This is a genomic window from Fulvivirga sp. AWR4_260 (genome assembly GCF_056158185.1).
Window position 1 is genome coordinate 808,426 of record NZ_JBSWSU010000001.1, and the last position, 19,760, is coordinate 828,185.

Below are 19,760 nucleotides of genomic sequence, written 5' to 3' on the forward strand. Positions count from 1 at the left end.
CACCATCACCCCATAATTCATTCTATTCTTTAATATCAATGTATATTAAGGCACTATCTTATGTGCCTCATACAAAAAATATCAAGCGACTTGATACCAAGAAGCTATGTTTTTTGTTATTCAAATAAAGGTGTAAAACGTCACCTTTTATTCGGTGTATTTATTTTTCTTTAAAGGAACTTTTTATAGTTTTATTTATAACATCTCAATATAAATCACCAATATTGACCAGAGCTAATGAATACTATCAAGCTTTGAATTTTCTTAATTTAGCATCATTGAAAAACTTAACCATACAGTGACTTTAATAAAATCAATTTCAGGAATCCGAGGAACTATAGGAGGACGTTCAGGAGAAGGATTAAGCCCATTAGATATTGTAAAATATGCTGCCGCTTTCGGAACCTGGGCACAGACAAAAGGAGAAAGCAATAAAATCGTTATCGGTAGAGACGCAAGAATAAGCGGGGAAATGGTAAGTGGTTTAGTGAGCAATACATTAATTAGCCTTGGGCTTGATGTAATAGATCTTGGCCTATCTACAACACCTACTGTAGAAATAGCCGTACCTGAAGAGGGTGCTATTGGAGGTATTATACTAACGGCCAGTCATAACCCTGCGCAGTGGAATGCCCTAAAACTATTAAACAGTAAGGGTGAATTTATATCTGCAGCTGATGGAGCAGAGGTACTCGAAATAGCTGAGCATAGCAAATACGAATTTGCCGATGTGCATGCTTTAGGCTCGTACACCACTGATGATACTTACATAGATAAGCACATAGAGAAAATATTAGCGCTACCATTAGTAGATGTAGAAGCCATCAAAGCCAAAGATTTTAAAGTGGCCATTGATTGTGTTAACTCTACAGGTGGTATAGCTGTACCTAAATTATTAAAAGCTTTGGGTGTAGAAACCGTAAAGGAATTTTACTGTGAACCTACGGGGCATTTTCCGCATAACCCAGAACCTTTGCCTGAAAACCTCACTCAAATTTGTGGTGAGATTTCAAAAGGCAGATTTGACTTGGGCATAGTGGTAGATCCTGATGTAGACAGGCTTGCATTAATCCAAGAAGACGGAACGCCATTTGGTGAAGAATACACTCTGGTAGCCATAGCTGATTATGTATTGTCACAACAGCAAGGCAACACGGTTTCTAACCTTTCTTCTACCATGGCACTACGAAAAGTGACCGAAAAAAGAGGAGGAAGCTACACCGCTTCGGCTGTGGGTGAAGTAAATGTAGTAGAAGCCATGAAAGCTACCAATGCAGTAATTGGTGGGGAAGGAAATGGTGGGATCATCTATCCTGAATTACATTATGGAAGAGATGCTTTGGTAGGAATAGCATTATTCTTAACCTACATGGCCAAATCAGATTACCGTGTATCAAGGCTAAGAAGCACTTTCCCTAACTTCCACATCTCTAAAAATAAAATTGAGCTTACCCCTCAAATAGATGTAGACGAGGTCTTGGTTCAAATTCAAAAGAAATATGCCAATCAAAAAATAAATACTATTGATGGTGTTAAAATAGAGTTTGAAGATGAGTGGGTACACTTGCGTAAATCTAACACCGAGCCTATCATTCGGATATATTCTGAATCTAACTCTGAGGCTACTGCCGATTATTTAGCTAATAAATTGATTTCGGACATTAGAGAAGTTATTACCACAAAAAAATAAATAACATCAATGGAGGTTTATTTAGATAATGCAGCAACTACTCCGCTAGACCCGGAAGTATTTGATGCAATGAAACCTTTCTATTTTGAAAATTATGGCAACCCTTCTTCCACGCACGCTCATGGAAGAAGGGCTAAAACAGCCATAGAAATGGCTCGTAAAAAAGTGGCAGAGCTTTTACATGTCACACCGGCCGAAATTTTCTTCACTTCAGGAGGTACAGAAGCTGACAACACCTTTTTAGTAAGCAGTATTAATACCTATAACATTAAGCATGTTATCAGCTCTACTATAGAACACCATGCGGTGCTACATACACTAGAGCAACTGCGAGATTCTGGAAAAATAGCTCTCAGCTTTGTTGACTTACAGGAGGACGGCAGCATAGATTATAAGCACTTAGAAACGCTATTAGACAAAACCCCTGAGTCATTAGTATCATTAATGCATGGAAATAATGAAATAGGGAATATTACAGATATAGAGCACATTTCTTATTTGACAAAACAAGCAAAAGCCTTGTTTCACTCAGATACCGTGCAGACTGTAGGTCATTATGAGCATCATCTAAATGAGTTGAATATTAATTCCATTTCTGCCGCTGGGCATAAATTTCATGGACCAAAAGGCACTGGTATTATTTATATCAATAAAAACACGCCTATAAAACCGTTTATTCATGGTGGAGCTCAAGAGCGTAATTTAAGAGCTGGCACTGAAAACGTTGCAGGTATTGTTGGTTTTGCAAAAGCATTAGAAATTGCCTACCGCGATATGGAAGCTCATTCATCACATATCTCAGGGTTAAAAGCCAGAATGATTAATAAGCTCAACAACACCATACCTGGTGTTTCATACCACGGCACTTCATCTGACCTTGACAATAGCTTATATACAGTACTAAATGTCTGTTTGCCGGAGTCGGCCCAGAATGACATGCTATTATTCACCTTAGATATTAATGGTATTTCAGCCTCAGGAGGCAGTGCTTGCAGCAGCGGAGCTTCTACAGGGTCGCATGTATTAACTAACATTAACGCTGATCCAAATAAAGGTGCTATCAGATTTTCTTTCAGCAAGTATAATACTGAAGAAGAGATAGATTATACCATAGAAAAGCTAGCAGAGTTTTATAATGAAAAGGAATAAATGAAGCTGTTTTATATTACTACTATCCTTTGCGTATGCGCAAATGTTTGCATGGCACAAAAGCAAATGGTTATTACCATCGATGACCTCACCCATATGTCTGTGGGAAATGATATATCACTGATTTTAGAAGTAAACAAAAATGTAGTTGATGCCTGTGTAAAACATAAAGCTCCAGCTATTGGCTTCGTAAATGAGGTAAATCTATACACAGACAATGCACCTGATAGCACTAAATTAAAAGCACTAAGCTACTGGGTTGATCATCACCTTGAACTAGGCAACCATACCTTCGGGCATACAGATTACAACACGGTAAGTCCTAAAACTTTCTTTGAGGAGATTGAAAAGGGAGAAATCATATGTAACCAGATATTGCCAAGTACCAAACGGGTAAAATACTTCAGACACCCATACCTCCACAGGGGTGATACCAAAGAAAAGGTAGAGGCATTGGAACAATATTTAAAGAAAAATAAATACGTAGAAGCACCTGTAACTATTGACAATGCTGAATGGATCTACGCTGCTGCATACAAAAAAGCATTTGACCTAAATGACCAAATAATGCTCGACAGCATAGGCAATAGCTACCTTACTTATATGCTGGACAAAATACATGATAGTGAAAGAGCTTCTAAACAGCTATTTTCCAGACAGATACCTCAAGTATTGTTAGTGCATGACAACCTACTGAACAGCAAGTGGTTAGATAAGCTATTGCAAAAGATCAAAGAAGATGGATATACATTTATATCTTTAAAAACAGCTCTAAAAGACAAAGCCTATAAACATAAAGATACTGTTTACGAACCGTGGGGTATTTGCTGGATGGATCGATGGGCAATTACTGATAAAAAATCACCTGACTATCTTAAAGACAAGCGTAAGTGCCCTAGTTTCATAAGACAATACTCGGGCATTCAATAATAAAAAAGGTTCAGCAAATAATTACTGAACCTTTTTTACTATTAGTTAATTACTAAGTCTTTAAGGCAATCTACCCATAATGGGTGATCATTCAAGCTTTCTACCAGTTGAACCTTTTCACCACCATGCTCTTCAAAAATCTCCTGATATTCATCTCCTATTTCAATTATAGTTTCTAAGCAATCGGCCGTAAATGCAGGAGAAAAAACCAACAGCTTTTTAGCTCCCTCTTTTCCTTTTTGCTCTACCACTTTATCAGAAAACGGCTCCAGCCAGTTTTTATCTAACCTGGATTGGAAACAAACGGTATATCTACTTTCTGGTAAGTTTAATTTTTCTGCCAATATCCTTGTAGTAGCAAAACAAGTGGCTTTATAGCAATACTGGTTTTCATCAGTAATGGTCTCTTCACAATCTCTTTCTTCACACAGCCCGTTATTATAAACTTTGTCTACTTGGCGGGTAGGCAGTCCATGGTATGAAAATAATATATGATCGTAATCATCAAAATTATACTTTGCAGCTCTCTCAACAATGGCATCGATGAATTTGGGATGATCGTAATACTGACTGATCATTTTTATTTCTGGAATAACCCACCACTTTCTCATGTGCTTCATAACCTCATCTAAAGCAGAGCCAGTAGAAGCACTTGCATACTGAGGGAACATGGGCAATACCACAATTTTTTTGTAGTTCTCTTTGCGCATTTCATCCAAAACAGAGGGAATAGATGGGTTTTTATAGCGCATAGCTAAGTGCACTTTAAAATCATCTCCCAAAGACTGCTCTAGCAGGCCTCTTACCTTTTCGCTATAGTGAAGTAATGGAGACCCATCTTCTGTCCACAACTCCTTATACACCTTTGCTGACTTTGGCGCCCTAAAAGGAACAATGATTAAATTAACCAGCATTTTTCTGGCTAACCACGGGATATCAATCACTCGTGGATCATTTAAAAATTGAGACAAGTAAGACCTCACGTGCGATACTGATGGACTATCTGGGGTTCCCAGATTTATTAATAAAACTCCTGTTTTTCCTTTTACTGAATTCATAAGTGTATTAATCGGCTGCAAAGGTAATTAATAAATGAAAGTGAATACAATCATAACACCCAAAAAGCACCATACATCAATACATTACAATGCAAAAAACATTTAAACCACATCCTTATCAGCAACTTTGCTAAGTATTTGCTAATGTTTAAAAAAAATACTGAAACCATCAGACAAGCAAATTAACCTGAAGGTGACTTATAAATAAATGGCATAACCTTAAATAAATACAGGCTCAAGCAGCATCATTAATTAAGTGAAAATTACGCTTATAATATTCAGTTCTTAAATCTCTCATCTACAATAATATATGACCTAATTAATTTAAAAATCATCAGATCACACAATAAAATAACATTTTTAATTAACTTAATCTTATATTAGACATAAATAGTCTCATGTATGGATGCTATAGTGCAATTTAAACCAACCGATATGAAAAGAATGGCATTGATTATATTTCTGACGATTGCAACCCATTCAACTAAAGCTCAAACTTGCGAGGAGTATATGAAGTTTGTAAAATCCAAAAGTAATGGAACAACATATACAAGTTATAATAGTGACGCCATTTCAAAAGTTACTTTCTACAATGTGAGTATTAATTACAAGACCTATTATTTCGCCATTGTTTGTTTTAAAAAGGAATACTCTTATGGTTGTTCTGAATACATTTACCAAGTTGCCTCTAATACGAAAATGTATTACTCAATGAATTACCTAAATAGTGCAGGTAAGGCATTTTGGGAATATATTCAGCCTCATAGCAAAAACCTTGGATGCGGTGGTTCAAACTTTAATTAAAAACTTTACAGTATACATAGCAAAAAACTCTATTTTCATCAATAATAGTACTGTTTCTTATTGGCACGCCTACCCAAATTATGGCAGATTTCACTTCGCTTGGACGAATGAAAAAACTTCACACAATTGAGTAGACGACTCTGATTCCAAATGGGCCAGAGTGCCCCCTCACCCAAAACCACTTTGCAACTTCCTAATGCTTCGGGAAACGACTCGTGCTCATAAGGGACACTCACCCTTTGGGGTAATTTGGTATACTTCATAACTGATACCTATGCTGGGCACACACAAATGCTTTAAGAGCGTATTTTGAAACCCACTACACGAAACACTAAATGCTTTGGTAAGGCTGTTTGGGTTCGTATTTCACATCTACTTTTCATCTCTCAATTTTTGGCTATTTGTATTGACGGGGTGTCTTAAGCTGCTTGTATTGCGACCGCCTATTCATTCTGGCAGGCTTGGTTCTAAACTCAAATTATGATATTTTTATAACCTGTAAAATAAGTAAACAAACGCGCCTTACGGGGGCTTTGTAAATAATATGAGAAAAATATTTAGTCTACTTTTAATGTTGATTTCAAATCTAACTTATGGACAAACAGAATTTTATATTCACCTGAAATCAGATATAGATATTGATAAGGTTTCAGTAAGTAGTTATAATTTATCAAAGAAGTTCACATCTGAATTTGAAAATGGAATTGCGATTGTTAAAATACCTTCTCAATCGTCTGATCAATATTCAATTCTAATAGAGAATAAAATAGTTAACGGCTGGTTCAACACTGGAAAGATTGACATTTATCTTGACTTTAAAGACAACAATCTTACCGTTTTAAAGACAATAAACACACCCGTTTTCGAACATCAAATAGAATACTTCAATGATTATAAGAAGTTTTTAAAAGACAAGTCAATTGGTACAGGTTTTATAAAAAGTGCTATCATACAAAATGACCAAGATGCATTTATTTTAGTCCCTATAAATGATTATTTAAAACTTAATCAAAACAATAAAAAAGAACTAAAATTTATTGAACAAGTTTTAGACAAGCAACCGAAGTCAACTAAAGAACATAGCATCTATGAAATGATAGAAAGTAGGCTTGAGAAATTAAGAGAAATAAGCCAAATTAAATTAACTGATTACTCCTTAATAGACACAAAAGGGGAAATTTCAAAAATAAGGAATCAATCAAATAAAAAGTATACTGTTTTAGATTTTTGGTTTACAAGTTGTCCTCCCTGTATTAAAGAACATAAGGAGATTTTAGCAAGTCCTAATATCTTCAATAATTTAAATGCAGTACTAATTGGAATATCGACTGACACAAATCAAGAAAAATGGGTTAATTATTTAGTGGAAAAGAATATTAATTGGGACAACTACCGATTAGACAAAGGTAACTTGGATACAGATTTAGGGATTTGGTCATTCCCAACTTACATAATTCTTGATAACAAGAATAATATTTTAGGTAATTATTCAAACATAGCAGATACCATTAAAGCATTAAAAAAATAATTGTTTACAGTAGAGTAACCCGACCTGAGTTAAAATGTGACTCAGGATGAGGTTCTCGCACCAAGTAGTATACGGCTCTCGTACTACACGGCTCATTGAATCTAGAATGAAGTTTTGGCAGTATTTCATAACCTTTCTGCCTCACCCAAAACCACTTTGCGATTTGCTAATACTTCGAGACACGCATCCTTTGGGGTAATTTGGTATATTTCATAACTGATACCTATGCTGGGCGCACCCCAATAGCTATAATTCATTGCGACTGAATTTCTGATCGGAATTCACCGCAATTTTGCTATCTTTCTATCACGGCAGAAAGAATCCTGCAGATTTTTCTGCAACGAAATAATAGCCGAGACGGTTAGGCTCAATCAAACACTTCATATTTAGATTTCATTATCATCAATCTGATTTTCTCCAATATTGCACAACATATAGACCTTCAGAATAAGGAAAAGGAGTACGTATCGAGTTTATTAGAAGAAAAAACGTTGAAGAAAAAAGAATTTGTTCTTCAACAGGGAGAAGCATGCCATCACATTAGTTTTGTTAATGAAGGAACACTCAGGGCATTCTACGTAGATCCCAATGGGAAAGAGTCTACCATGATGTTTGCTGTCAAAAATTGGTGGATTACGGATATGTATTGCTTTCTAAACGAATTACCTGCTATGGTTAATATCCAAGCGGTGGAAGAAAGCCGTGTAATTCAATTGACGAAAAATAATATGGATAAACTTTATGATAAAATCCCTGCCTTCAATAAATTTTTTAGAATACTCATGCAAAATGCCTACTGCAGAGAACAGCTAAGAACAATTCATAACCTATCCCTTCCCGCATTGGACCGATATGAAATCTTTTTAAACAAATATCCACAAATTGCGCGTCAGGTTCCTCTTAAACAGATTGCATCCTATCTGGGAATCACTCCTGAGTTTTTAAGCGCCATAAGATCTAACAAGCATTAATTTTCACTCCTCTTATTTCTTAATATATCTTATTTTTTTCATCCTAAAGAATTAACTTCTTTATAAAAAAAGATATGTTTATTTTGATAGCTGGCCCCTACAGAGGAGGCACCAATGATGACCCCAAATTAATCAAGAAAAACCTTGATAACCTTGAAGCTATGGCACTCCCAATTTTCAAAAAAGGACATATTCCTTTGATTGGTGAATGGGTGGCACTGCCGTTATTGAAATTAGCAGGATCAAAAAAGCCGGGGGATGATATTTGGAATGAAATTCAATACCCGGTGGCGCATAAATTATTAGAAAAATGTGATGCCATCTTGAGAATTCCTGGTGAATCAAAAGGTGCAGATCAAGATGTAGAAATTGCTAAGCAAAAAGGGCTCAAAATTTTCTATAACCTCGATGAAATTCCAAATGCAGAATAACAGAATTAAGAATCTTCGTAGAGAATTGTTATCCGATAATTGGTATAGGCTTGACAAGGTTACTTATGATTTCCAATTAAACAGTGGTGATTGGCAATCTCAAACAAGAGAAGCCTACGACAGAGGGAATGGCGCTACCTTTCTACTATACAACTTATCAAAGAAAACAGTAATACTGACAAAGCAATTCCGTCTTCCAACCTACATCAATGGTAACGAATCCGGTTTTCTAATTGAGGCTTGCGCAGGTCTATTGGACAAGGATAACCCCGAAGACTGCATCAAAAGAGAAGCTGAAGAAGAGACAGGGTATCGTCTAGATAATGTCGAAAAAGTGTTTGAATCATACATGTCTCCAGGATCAGTAACTGAAATCCTTTATTTCTTCATTGCAGAATATTCGGACGACATGAAAGTAAGCAAAGGAGGTGGGCTGGAAGAGGAACAGGAAAACATTGAAGTGATTGAATTACATTTTGAAAAATCGCTTGAAATGATTCGGACAGGTGAAATCAAAGACGGTAAAACCATCATGCTTCTTCAACACCTAAAAATCGAGAATATTCTTAAGTAAATGGGCCTAGTTGAGTAGGCAAAGGAGAGTCCCACCCCTTTGCCTCTCACAGAACCGTAGGTGAATCTCGGGTTGAACCTTTCGGTAATAATTCAGCATGCTTTCATAACCTTACTGCCATAGCCCTCAGTTTAGTCACTGCTGCACTTATTTTACAAGATGTTCATCATATGCTTGGCTTGAGGCTGTTTGCAGAAACCGCGATATGCACTCTCGCGTCCTTCAGTGCATGCCTCACATCAAACCATCTTGCTAATGCTTCAGCTACACAACTCCCGCACATAAGGAGCGCTAAGCTTTACTCCGATGGAAATAGGAACATTCTTATGAGTCATAGCTTAAAACGAGTGGATAATCTTTCAATTAAATGTTTATTACTATTTATTCACAGTAATAATTAAATTTACTATAATTATAGAGTTATACTGTACCTTTATAAAAGGTCATTTTTTTAATATATGCGATTAAAATTATTTATTTTTTTTCTGTTTATAAGCTACGGGCTATCTGCTCAGCAGCTAAAAATCGGTGATATTGCCCCTGACTTTAGCATAACAAATACTCAAGGCAAAACAGCAAAGCTATCATCATTAAAAGGGCAAGTGGTATTGATCGATTTTTGGGCCTCATGGTGCAAACCTTGTAGGTATGAAAACCCCTATTTAGTGGCTGCTTACAATGAGTTTAAAAACGAGCGCTTTAAAAAAGGAAATGGTTTTACCGTAATGAGTATTTCGCTAGACAAAAGCAAACCAGCATGGCTAAATGCTATCAAAAAAGATGGCTTGGTTTGGAGTAACCACGTAAGCGACCTACAAGGCTGGAAAAACAAAGTAGCGCTACTGTATGGTGTTAAAAGTATACCACAAAGCTATCTAATAGATGGAGAGGGAAAAATTATAAGCATTAACCCCAGAGGAGATAAATTAGAAAAGGAGCTCAAAAAATTCCGCAAAAAGCGATAACTCTTAAGCTCCTTTTTTAAAATTATTTATTAGTAGCACTACGTGCTTTTAACATCAAGTTTTTTAACTGCTCTTTTACACCTTCATTCGCAGAGCTGACACGACCAGTATTATCACCAGATTGCCCATTGCTACACCCTAAGTCAACAGCCAGTTGGTCTAATTGATCTTCAGAGTATTCCTTGTCATTAAACTGATACACACATGTGTTAGTAGCTCCATCACAGCAAGCAGTTACACTTTCAGCATCACATATTTCAGCCTGCTCACAAGTTTGTAATGACTCATCATCATCATCACAAGAAGCAAAAAAACATACTACCGCAGCTAAAGAGAAAAACAATCCGATAAGCTTATTTCTTTTCATAATCTGTTTTCAAATTAAAGATTTAGTCAATTAAAAGGGTAACGCAAAATACACCTTAGTATACATGCGCAAAATAGATAAAATTTAATCAGTGCGAAACTCATTTGGCACACCAGTTTCAAAACTCACCAAATGAGGGTGAAAAATCAAGTCTAACAATTTATTCTGAGTCTTAACGGTCACTTCCATCAAACTCCTGTCTTTCTTATTATCTAAGCCCGACTTTTCTTTACCATCTAAGCTATAAGACTTTACAAAAACTGATCTTCGATCATTTTCGCCTACTTCTTCACCGGCTTTAGCTTGTTTTTTCAATCTCTTTTTTGATTTCCCCAGCAATATTTCACCTAAGTGTACTTGTAGGTGATATTCATAATCATCTCCAAAACTCTGCATCCCTACTGCCGAGATATCAAATGCATTACTCACAACATAGGTTTTGGGTACATAAATAGCATTTTTTAATATAAACACATTACTACTTATGGTTTTGAAAACCAAAGTATCTAGGCTTTTGACTCCTGGTATGGAAGGCGCTAAATCCTGAACAGGTGCATACATAAAAATACCACCTTTCTGTAAGGTGAAGTCTCCAGCCATTCTAAGCTCTGGTAGTAAAAGAGAGTCTCCATTCATGACTATCCTAGAAAAAAACGAATCTGTAGACAAAATGCCACTGATATTTTTATAAGTCATTTCATTCTGACCAAAGTTATCCATATCAGCAAGGAGCTTTCGCATGTTAACATGATCAATCTGGTTTTTCATGTCTATCTCTATTTTATCTCCATCCAATGCTATGTTGAGAGAGGAATTCAATTCTCCTTCAAAGGCTTTAAATTTCAATTCATCGATCACAAAATTATTCGGTTTTATGCTAACCAATGTCGAGATATCTTCAATTTCAGCTTTTCCATACTTCACCCCAGCAATAAACACCTTCCCTTTAATGTCAATATCACCATCCCATTTCGTCTTACCGCTTCCCTGAGGCTTTTCATCAGGTAAATCAGCAGAACTTTCACCTTCTAAAGCAGTATATGCGGCCAACATTTTATAATCTAAATGGCTCACCCTCCACACCCCTTTTACTTTTAACTTGCCCGGCTGATCGTTTACCAAAGTCTGAATTAAATTTTCGATGGAGGTGGTATCTACTCTAAAATCAATACCTGCGTATTTCCCTCTTATCTGATCAAATAAAATTGTGTCTTGCGCAGCATGCACATGCCCTGATAAACTCTGTATGTTAAGTAAAGTATCTGGCATGCTTAAATCCACATGGTCTAACACCAGATCAAGCTCACTTTGGTTATAAATTATAGGTGGTAATTGATTGGCAATAGAGTCATAATTTAACTTACCCTGCACACTAAACTTAGCCCTAACTACACCTGAAACATCATTAACAAGGCTATCAGGAATAAATCTTTTCGCTTGAGTAAGGTCTATATCTAACTCCGAATTAGATATAGTGAAGTTCGGGTGTTTTAAATTTTTAATTTTAGCATTCCCAGTATAGCCAATACCATCGGTATATAGATTTTTGATATCAACATTCAACAATAAAGAATCTAACTGATTGAGTTTACCTTCCCAGCCAACAACAATACTGGTTTCTTTAAGGTCTAAATTATAATCAGGTAAAGTAATATCAAGGCTATCTACATTCACCTGATGATTTCTATAAGATATGCTGCCATGCAAGTGCTGTAAGTTGACAATAGAATCGGCTTCAAACTGTACATCGTTAAGCATCAGGTTCATCTCTGAACCATTGAGTAGATTATCAACAAAAGTAATGTCATAGCACTCGGGCAATGTTCCTTTACTGATCAAATTAACTTTTACTCCACCTGTAAGGGCTTGTATACCCTCATACTGCACATATGACCTCCAATCTTTTAGGTCTGCATTAACACTGGCCTTAACATCATATACCATACGATCTAGGTTGTGCAACGCCCCTGTTATACTTAAGTAATTTTGGCCAGTAGTGAAGTTTAGCTTTTTAACATTAATAGAAGTAGTAGCATTAGTATGCTGAGTACCGTTGTTAATAGAGCCAACTAATTCAATACGCTGCACTTTGGGATAATTACTGTACATAACGGCACCATTAGTTAAAGAAACCTCAGCCGCATAATAGGGTAATTGACCATCATTTATATTACCCTCAATTTCTCCATTCAATTGAACTACTCCCGCCACATCACTAATCTGAAAATCATTTAACCATCGTTTTGGCAAGTGATTAGTTACCCTTACAAGGTCTAAATTGGAAGCTTCCAACTTAGCTTTGATATTAGTATTATCTTTAAAGCACATTTGGCCACTAGTGGCTATTTTCACACCTTCTGTTAACAAAGAAAGTTGATCTACAAGCAAGGTATCCGTTCTCCATTGAGCATGGAATTTCAGATCAGAATTGTCTAACTCATAAAAATCTCCTGCATAAACATCAAAATGTTGCACTTGTAAATCAGCATCGGCATCAATCAAAGTCTGTAGGCTATCTAAGGTTAAATCTCCTTCTAAATTATTAATTATCCCTTTTACGTTAATTTGATGGGCCTCATCTGCATAATAAGCCGCGAGACCATTTATAGTAAGTTTTTGTAACTCAAAAAATGTAGAGGATTGATCTAAGGTATCAGCGTTTAATGAATCCGTGGACAGAAGAAAATCTATATTAGACATACCCAAAGAGTCTACTTGATATTTAACAAATCCGCCTTCAGACTCCACCTCTTTTACCTGAAAAATATTATTCCACAAAAGCTTAGCGTCTGCAGAAAGGTAGAGATGATCAAACCGGGCAATGGTATCAATTTCACTATCACCAACAGGCATGCCCAACCACACATTGGTAAATTTTACGGTAGCAAGAGGAAACTCTTTCAGCAAAGTGAAATTTACCTTTTCAGTACTAAAAGGCACCTCTAGGTAATCACTCATTTCTTCCAACGCCAATTTTGTTATTTTCTCCTCCATACTCCAAGCAATTACTATCAATGAAATAAGAAGTATTACAAAACTGATAACTGAAATTTTTAATAAACGCAGTAGCTTGTTCATGAAAGGTATTCGCTAGCTTAAACAGTTTAAAATTATGTTTTACAAATAAATCTTAAAAATGAATATCTGATTTTAAGATTTAAAATATACCCAAGACATTTTGTGGCAAGAAAGCATTTTTTATAAATGTGCCTGATAAATAATGTAGCCATTTATTGCAAACCGTAGAAAACGGGAAGAAGCGATAAGCAAAAATCTTGAGAACTTATAGTTAGTGGCACCTACCAACATGCAAATACCTGAAAAGGGGATAGGAGTAACAGCTCCGACCAGAATGAGAAAGCCTCCAAACCTATTAAGCATATTATTATATTTACTTACGTACCTAGTAAATATTTTATCTACAAATGGCAATTTTCTCCCTCGCTGCCCTATGAAATAACCTACTACACCTGCCAAATAGGAAATACAGGTCAAAAAGAATACATCTAATATATAGTTACCAAATATGCCATTTTTAATGGACCATATCATGAATAGCTCTGGTGGAATAATACCGAAAAGCAACTCACTAATAACATATACAGAATAAACAAGCACCGGCCACTGACCGATGCTATCAATAAAACCTTCTAGGTTCGTATATTTTTGCAATAAAATATAGGCTATAACTATTACTGCTAGTGCAGCAAAGCCTCTTGACAAATTCTTGATCAGAAACTTAGTTTTATAACTGAGCATCATAGACCAAGTATTTTAGCATTACTGCATAGGACATCTTTTGAATGGCTTGGTTTCATCGAACAATTTTCTGTAGGTAACATGGGTTTTTACGATTTCCCCACCTACTTGTTCCACCACTCTTATCATTTTTGGGTTAAAATCTCCTATCCAGTTCATTTCCAAGTAAGGATATCGGTGGTATTCGTCTTGTACCATTTTAGCAGTAGCCAACACTAACGCACCTTCTAGCCCTTTTCCTTGATGCTCTGGGGTAATACCAAACACTAAGCCAAGCATTTTATTACAGCTCTTGGTCCACTTATGGTATAAGAATTTTAACTTACCTATCAAATCCATTTTACCATTTACGTGCTTAAATATCTGGTTTACTTCTGGTAAGTTAATGTAGAAAGCTACAGGCTCCTCTTCATAGTAACCAAACCACACGATTTTCTCATCCATAATGGGTTTCATTTGTTTCATTATGGTTTTGGCCTGTAATGAAGACATCTGAGCCACCCCTTTATGGCGTGCCCATGCTTTATTATACACCGTTCTGAAATCTTCGGTGTACTTATCCATATTTTTCATATCCATGTGCCTGAAAGAATAACCAGGCGCATTCAACATTTTCTCGCCTTTCTCCATAAGTTTAGGAGAAAATGGATCTCTTACCTTTCTACCAAATGTATATTGATTGAAGTATAGTTGAAATCCATAGGCTTCAAAAAGCTCTTTGTAATAAGGGAAGTTGTAATTACAGTTATAATTGGGATCTAGCTCAAAACCATCTACCAATAATCCCCACCACTTGTCTCTCTCTCCAAAGTTTACTGGTCCATCCATGGCCTCCATTCCTCGTGCCTCGAGCCATTCTTTACCGGCATCAAATAATTTAAATGCGGCATCTTTATCGTTAATACATTCAAAAAAACCGACCCCACCAGTAGGTTGTTCATTGCCTTTATTAACTGTTTTTTTTTTGATAAAAGCTGCTATTCTTCCAATAGTTTCACCGGAATCATTTTGCAAAACCCACCTGATACATTCACCATTTCTGAAAGCTTTATTTTTTTTAGTATCAAAAACAGCGTTGATATCTTCGTCTAAAGGCCTAATCCAATGGGCCTCTTTTTTATAGAGTTTTACAGGGAATTTAATAAACTCTTTTTCCAGGTTTTTTGAATTAACTTCTAACAACTTCATCATTCCGCAATAATAAAGCGTTTCTGTATTTTTTACCCTGTTTTAGTCAATCTTCTTTTTATTGGGAAGTATTATTTCAAAGAGAGTTCCTCTATTCGGCTCGCTTTCTACAGATATTTTTCCTCCTAGTTTTTCGATAGCATTTTTCACAATATAAAGCCCAATACCAGACCCTTGTGAGTATTCTGTAGCTCTATAAAACATTTCAAAAATTCTATCTTGAGATGCTGCTTCAATACCAATACCATTATCTTCTATCCGCATAATGGCATTTTCATCATTTACATATACTAAAACTTTAATATACGGATTGTCCAAATGGGGATTATAGTACTTGATAGCATTTGAAATAAGGTTTCTAAATACCTCTTTTACCCGCCACAGGTCACTATAAAAATCTTCTCCAGAGATTCTTACCTCTTTATTTATAATACCGGCTTTGGTTAAATAACCGAGATCAGCGAATGTGTCATTAATAATTTTCTTCAGGTCTATCAGTTCAGAAGTTACATCAAGTTTGAGATTTTTAGAATGACTTAAAACATCGCTAATAAAATTATCGAGCTGCTTAACACTTCCCTCAATTAGCTTAAGATAATCCCGAACGTCATCTTCGTTTTGCTCTAGCTTAGCGAGGTTAATTAAACCCAATACAGATGAAAGCGGAGCCCTCAGGTCATGAGACACTTTATACACAAAGTTATCTAGCTCACTATTTCTTATTTGCAGCTCTCCTTCAATTCGGTTACGCTCAGTGATATCAACATAAATACCGTATATCCCAAGGGTCTTATTACCAAAGTTAACAGGTACTCCATAGATAATTACAGGAATCAGGTCTCCATTTTTATGCCTTCGAAATGATTCTGTCCTATTTACTTTCCCCTTAGTGCTGAGCAAATTTAACTTTAAGCCTTCTTCCTTAAGTTCATCAGGCACCAATATATCATTTAGCTGGTTGCCTATAATCTCGTCTTCCAAATAACCGAAGATGTTGCCAAAGCCCTGATTCATTTGCACTACCCTATGCTTATCATCAAGCAGCACTATCCCTAAAGGAGAGTTATCAAATAGCTGAGTAAACAGTAGTTCGTTTCGTTGTATCAGTAATTGATTACTTTTCTTTCCATTAATGTCCAAATAAGTGCCAGCCATTTTTACTACTGCACCACTCTCAGACCTGCTGGTTGCTTTTGCTCTATCGAGTATCCATCTATAAACTCCTGTTTTGGTCCTCAGCCTGTACTCAGCTTCAAAATATGAGGGTTTTCCATGCATGTAATCTGCCAGCAACATTTTCACTTTTGCTACATCCTCAGGGTGAATCAGTTCCAGCCATTCGTCTAGCCGGAGTTCAAGGTCTTGGCTATCATAGCCCCACTTGGTTGCCCAAGTTTTATTAAACAGCACTTTCTTTCCATCAAGCTCCCATTCCCAAAGTCCAATTTCTGCCCCTTGAAGCGCCATTTGCAACCTTTCTTCTGAGCGTTTATACCGCTCTTCTACTTCTTTCGAGTCAGAGACATCTATCAACAAACCATAACGAATGACAGAATTTTCCGTTCTACGGGCAATATTAGATTTACCCTTTATCCATTTTTCTTTGCCATCTATTATCACTCTCCCCTTCCAGTGCCAATCACGTTCTGCATTATTATAACTTGGCGCTATAAAAGCTTTATAATCTTCGCTATGAACAATATTTTTAAATAAGCTCGGGTCTTCTACAAGCTGTGACTCTGTGTATCCAAATAGCTCTTCGCACCCCTGACTGATATACTTAAATTTGGCTTGGCCATTTTCTCTTTGTTCCAATTCATAAATTACGCCAGGCAAGCCTGAAGTAAGCATATGAAACTTGAAGTGGTTGTTAGTTAAGTATTCTTCCGCCTCCTTTTGTATGGTAATATCAAACAGCATCAAAACTATTTCTTTAATATTACCATCATCATTATTTAAAGGGTAAACATATCCCTTTAAATGCATTCCTGCCTTTTGTCTCTCCCTCTTAAAGTCAGAAATATTGCCCGGTAAATAAAACACTGGAGGCAACTCATGACTCTGGCCATTAAAGGCATCATGCACATATGATATTAAGCCAGAATCTATTATCTGATCATCTGAAAATATATTATAGTAATCCATAAAAGCATCAATACCCCGTTGCAGGCAGAATAAGTTTTTAAAAGCTTTATTCGCATATTGGGCATTGCCGCTTGCTTTAAATATTGCAGTAGCTACAGGAGAATGATCAATGGATAAATTTAATTTATGATGGACCGAAGAAATATCCGTGGGCCGAATAGTAAGCATACAGCCTACCATTTCTTCCGAAATGGCTATGCAAGAAAAGCCAATTTGCACAAAAACAACAGCATTACTTACATTCAATAAATATGGTGATTTCGGTAAAGTAGCTTTACCGCTAATAGCTCGTTGAATATAATCTAAGAATTCTTCACGCCTACTCCCTGGAAATAAACTTATAAAATCTGTACTTAACGCAGCATTTCGGTCTATCCCCGAAATGTTAGACATTCTTTTATTCCAACAGATTATATTAAGGTGAGAATCCAAAATAACAATTGCATCTGCATTCTCCTCAAACAACTTCTCTATATCTATTACGCCAGACGTTATATTTTTCATAGTTAACCTAACCCCTCAAACAACCGCAATTTACACATTTTCAATAAATTAAACACTTATATCTTAGCGCAAAAATAGCTCATCAACTTCCGTTATCAACCCGCTCCATGCATTTGAAGTACTCAAATAATTAAACTACTTTTTTTGAAAAAATGTTCGCTTACTAAAAACTTTACTCTGTATTAAATTATAATAGTAACGCCTCTCGTGCAACAAAGAGAAATGAGCCTGATTCAAGAACAAATCCAAATCAAGTAATTTTGTGGACTGAAGTTTTGAAAAAATCTTAAAGAAAAGGTACATGCACCCTGTCAAACACCTGTGCCAAAATAATGTAGTAGGGTAAAAATCGGTAACAAGCCAAAGTCCATCATCTTTTAGATGGGCATCTAGCTCCTTTATTACCAAAGGCAATGTTATATCGGTAAACAAATCCAAGAAGAAAAATGTAAGAATAACATCAAACTTCTCTCCCGTATTTACATCTGAATGCAACCCAACCTTAAAAGTAACTTTGATATTTTTAAAGGGAGCCCTTTTCTTCGCCAGCGCTACCATGTTTTTTGCTGCGTCTACATAGTAAATTTCCAGAGGTATGCCTAGTGAATCTAAATAGCTCAACACTTTGCCACTACCGCCACCTACGAATAGCACCTTAGCATTAGGTTTTATAGAGCTCAGAAATGCAATCTGCGCACGATACAGCGCTCCTCCATAAACAAGGGTAGCCAAGGTATCATAAACACGAGCTACGCTATTAAAATCATTTTCAGAAAGCTTAGCTTTCATCACTAGCTAAATAATAAAGGTATTAGAGGAAAAAGAAAAACAGCATCACCAAGAAACCGGTAATACTCACGCTGAGCAAATAATGATTTGCGCCATACTAGAGCAGTAAAAATAATTAACATGCTTAGTAAAGTATATTCAAACCAAGCCATGTCTAATTTTAATAAAACTATCAGAACTATAGCTAATTGAATTATTATTAATGACTTAGCTAGCCTTTCAACCCCGTTGTAGCCCCATATTCTTACAATAGAAGGAAAGTTGTCCTGCTTATCAATATTCCATTCATACAAAGAAAAAATAATAAGATTAGAAAAAGCAAGCAAGCAAAGCTGTAAATAGGCTACTAACACTACACTAATGTTATCTCCTTGATAGATACTTACCGGCCCTATCATCACTCCACATGCATATAGTAGTGCTATCAGAATCTCTTTATGATATGATGACTTCAGCTTTAAAATGTATAATAACACAAAATACACCAAGACTAAAGAAGCCAAAGATGCGCCCCACTCTAAAGTGAGTACAGGCAACTGAGACACAAGGAAGGCAATAACGAGCAGAATAATTATTACTAAGGTAGCGAGCATCTTATAATGTTTCTGATGGAATCGATGCCGCTCTGATGATGCCGCATGAGACACATTGCGAGCATCCATAATATGATCATAAGTATATATTACCCACACCGTTAAACCTAATGATAAAAGCGAAGGCCAGCCTTGCTGAACATGCAGTAGTTTCTGCACAAAAACCGAGCATACACATGCTCCGACAACTACATCAAGGCTTAATATATTGAGATATTTATATAGCTTCCAGATCATACCAACGTTACAATACCTGCTAAAATAAGTTACAATATGTTACAACGAAAAAGGCGAATCGATTGATTCGCCTTTTTA

The 19,760-nt window shown here is 36.1% G+C and carries 17 protein-coding genes; 9 read left to right on the forward strand and 8 right to left on the reverse strand.

Annotated features, from left to right (window positions below):
• Positions 1-298 precede the first annotated feature (298 nt).
• The 3 genes from glmM to ACXACQ_RS03465 are packed head-to-tail and all read left to right on the forward strand — an operon-like array spanning position 299 to position 3,769.
• A complete protein-coding gene (glmM, locus tag ACXACQ_RS03455) occupies positions 299-1,690 on the forward strand; it encodes a phosphoglucosamine mutase (protein WP_474974532.1) in 1,392 nt (463 codons plus the stop codon).
• A gap of 9 nt (positions 1,691-1,699) precedes the next feature.
• Positions 1,700-2,839 carry a cysteine desulfurase family protein gene (locus ACXACQ_RS03460; RefSeq protein WP_474974533.1) on the forward strand — a complete coding sequence of 380 codons (1,140 nt, stop codon included), beginning with the start codon at positions 1,700-1,702 and terminating at the stop codon, positions 2,837-2,839.
• Between the two features lie 51 nt (positions 2,840-2,890).
• A complete protein-coding gene (locus tag ACXACQ_RS03465; RefSeq protein WP_474974534.1) occupies positions 2,891-3,769 on the forward strand; it encodes a polysaccharide deacetylase family protein in 879 nt (292 codons plus the stop codon).
• A gap of 41 nt (positions 3,770-3,810) precedes the next feature.
• Here the strand turns inward: ACXACQ_RS03465 and hemH are convergent, their stop codons facing one another.
• Positions 3,811-4,827, reverse strand: a complete 1,017-nt coding sequence (hemH, locus tag ACXACQ_RS03470) for a ferrochelatase (RefSeq protein WP_474974535.1) — start codon at positions 4,825-4,827, stop codon at positions 3,811-3,813.
• 435 nt (positions 4,828-5,262) lie between these two features.
• Here hemH and ACXACQ_RS03475 point away from each other — a divergent pair, with 435 nt between their 5' ends.
• From ACXACQ_RS03475 to ACXACQ_RS03500, 6 genes are all read left to right on the forward strand, one after another.
• Positions 5,263-5,631 (forward strand): hypothetical protein, encoded by a 369-nt coding sequence (locus ACXACQ_RS03475; protein WP_474974536.1) that lies wholly within the window; start codon positions 5,263-5,265, stop codon positions 5,629-5,631.
• 544 nt (positions 5,632-6,175) lie between these two features.
• Positions 6,176-7,159 (forward strand): TlpA family protein disulfide reductase, encoded by a 984-nt coding sequence (locus tag ACXACQ_RS03480; protein WP_474974537.1) that lies wholly within the window; start codon positions 6,176-6,178, stop codon positions 7,157-7,159.
• Between the two features lie 491 nt (positions 7,160-7,650).
• A complete protein-coding gene (locus ACXACQ_RS03485; RefSeq protein WP_474974538.1) occupies positions 7,651-8,130 on the forward strand; it encodes a Crp/Fnr family transcriptional regulator in 480 nt (159 codons plus the stop codon).
• Positions 8,131-8,204: 74 nt separating this feature from the next.
• Positions 8,205-8,561, forward strand: a complete 357-nt coding sequence (locus ACXACQ_RS03490; RefSeq protein WP_474974539.1) for a DUF4406 domain-containing protein — start codon at positions 8,205-8,207, stop codon at positions 8,559-8,561.
• Positions 8,551-9,135, forward strand: a complete 585-nt coding sequence (gene nudK / locus ACXACQ_RS03495) for a GDP-mannose pyrophosphatase NudK (protein WP_474975035.1) — start codon at positions 8,551-8,553, stop codon at positions 9,133-9,135. The genes ACXACQ_RS03490 and nudK overlap by 11 nt, the downstream gene beginning before the upstream one ends.
• A 458-nt stretch (positions 9,136-9,593) precedes the next feature.
• Positions 9,594-10,100 (forward strand): TlpA family protein disulfide reductase, encoded by a 507-nt coding sequence (locus ACXACQ_RS03500; RefSeq protein WP_474974540.1) that lies wholly within the window; start codon positions 9,594-9,596, stop codon positions 10,098-10,100.
• A gap of 22 nt (positions 10,101-10,122) precedes the next feature.
• Here ACXACQ_RS03500 and ACXACQ_RS03505 read toward each other — a convergent pair whose 3' ends face one another.
• From ACXACQ_RS03505 to ACXACQ_RS03535, 7 genes are all read right to left on the reverse strand, one after another.
• On the reverse strand, positions 10,123-10,467 hold the full coding sequence (locus ACXACQ_RS03505) for a hypothetical protein (RefSeq protein ID WP_474974541.1): 345 nt from the start codon (positions 10,465-10,467) through the stop codon (positions 10,123-10,125).
• 84 nt (positions 10,468-10,551) lie between these two features.
• Positions 10,552-13,545 (reverse strand): AsmA family protein, encoded by a 2,994-nt coding sequence (locus ACXACQ_RS03510; RefSeq protein WP_474974542.1) that lies wholly within the window; start codon positions 13,543-13,545, stop codon positions 10,552-10,554.
• Between the two features lie 120 nt (positions 13,546-13,665).
• Positions 13,666-14,229: a YqaA family protein gene (locus ACXACQ_RS03515; RefSeq protein WP_474974543.1), complete on the reverse strand. Its 564-nt coding sequence runs from the start codon at positions 14,227-14,229 to the stop codon at positions 13,666-13,668.
• A gap of 18 nt (positions 14,230-14,247) precedes the next feature.
• Positions 14,248-15,414, reverse strand: coding sequence for a GNAT family N-acetyltransferase (locus ACXACQ_RS03520; RefSeq protein WP_474975036.1), 1,167 nt, complete (start codon positions 15,412-15,414; stop codon positions 14,248-14,250).
• Positions 15,415-15,456: 42 nt separating this feature from the next.
• The gene (locus tag ACXACQ_RS03525; protein ID WP_474974544.1) at positions 15,457-18,063 is read right to left on the reverse strand and encodes a PAS domain S-box protein; all 2,607 of its coding nucleotides are present in this window, start codon (positions 18,061-18,063) and stop codon (positions 15,457-15,459) included.
• 135 nt (positions 18,064-18,198) lie between these two features.
• The gene (locus tag ACXACQ_RS03530; protein ID WP_474974545.1) at positions 18,199-18,852 is read right to left on the reverse strand and encodes a class I SAM-dependent methyltransferase; all 654 of its coding nucleotides are present in this window, start codon (positions 18,850-18,852) and stop codon (positions 18,199-18,201) included.
• 2 nt (positions 18,853-18,854) lie between these two features.
• Complete coding sequence (locus ACXACQ_RS03535) at positions 18,855-19,682, reverse strand: UbiA prenyltransferase family protein (protein WP_474974546.1); 828 nt, start codon at positions 19,680-19,682, stop codon at positions 18,855-18,857.
• Positions 19,683-19,760: the final 78 nt, after the last annotated feature.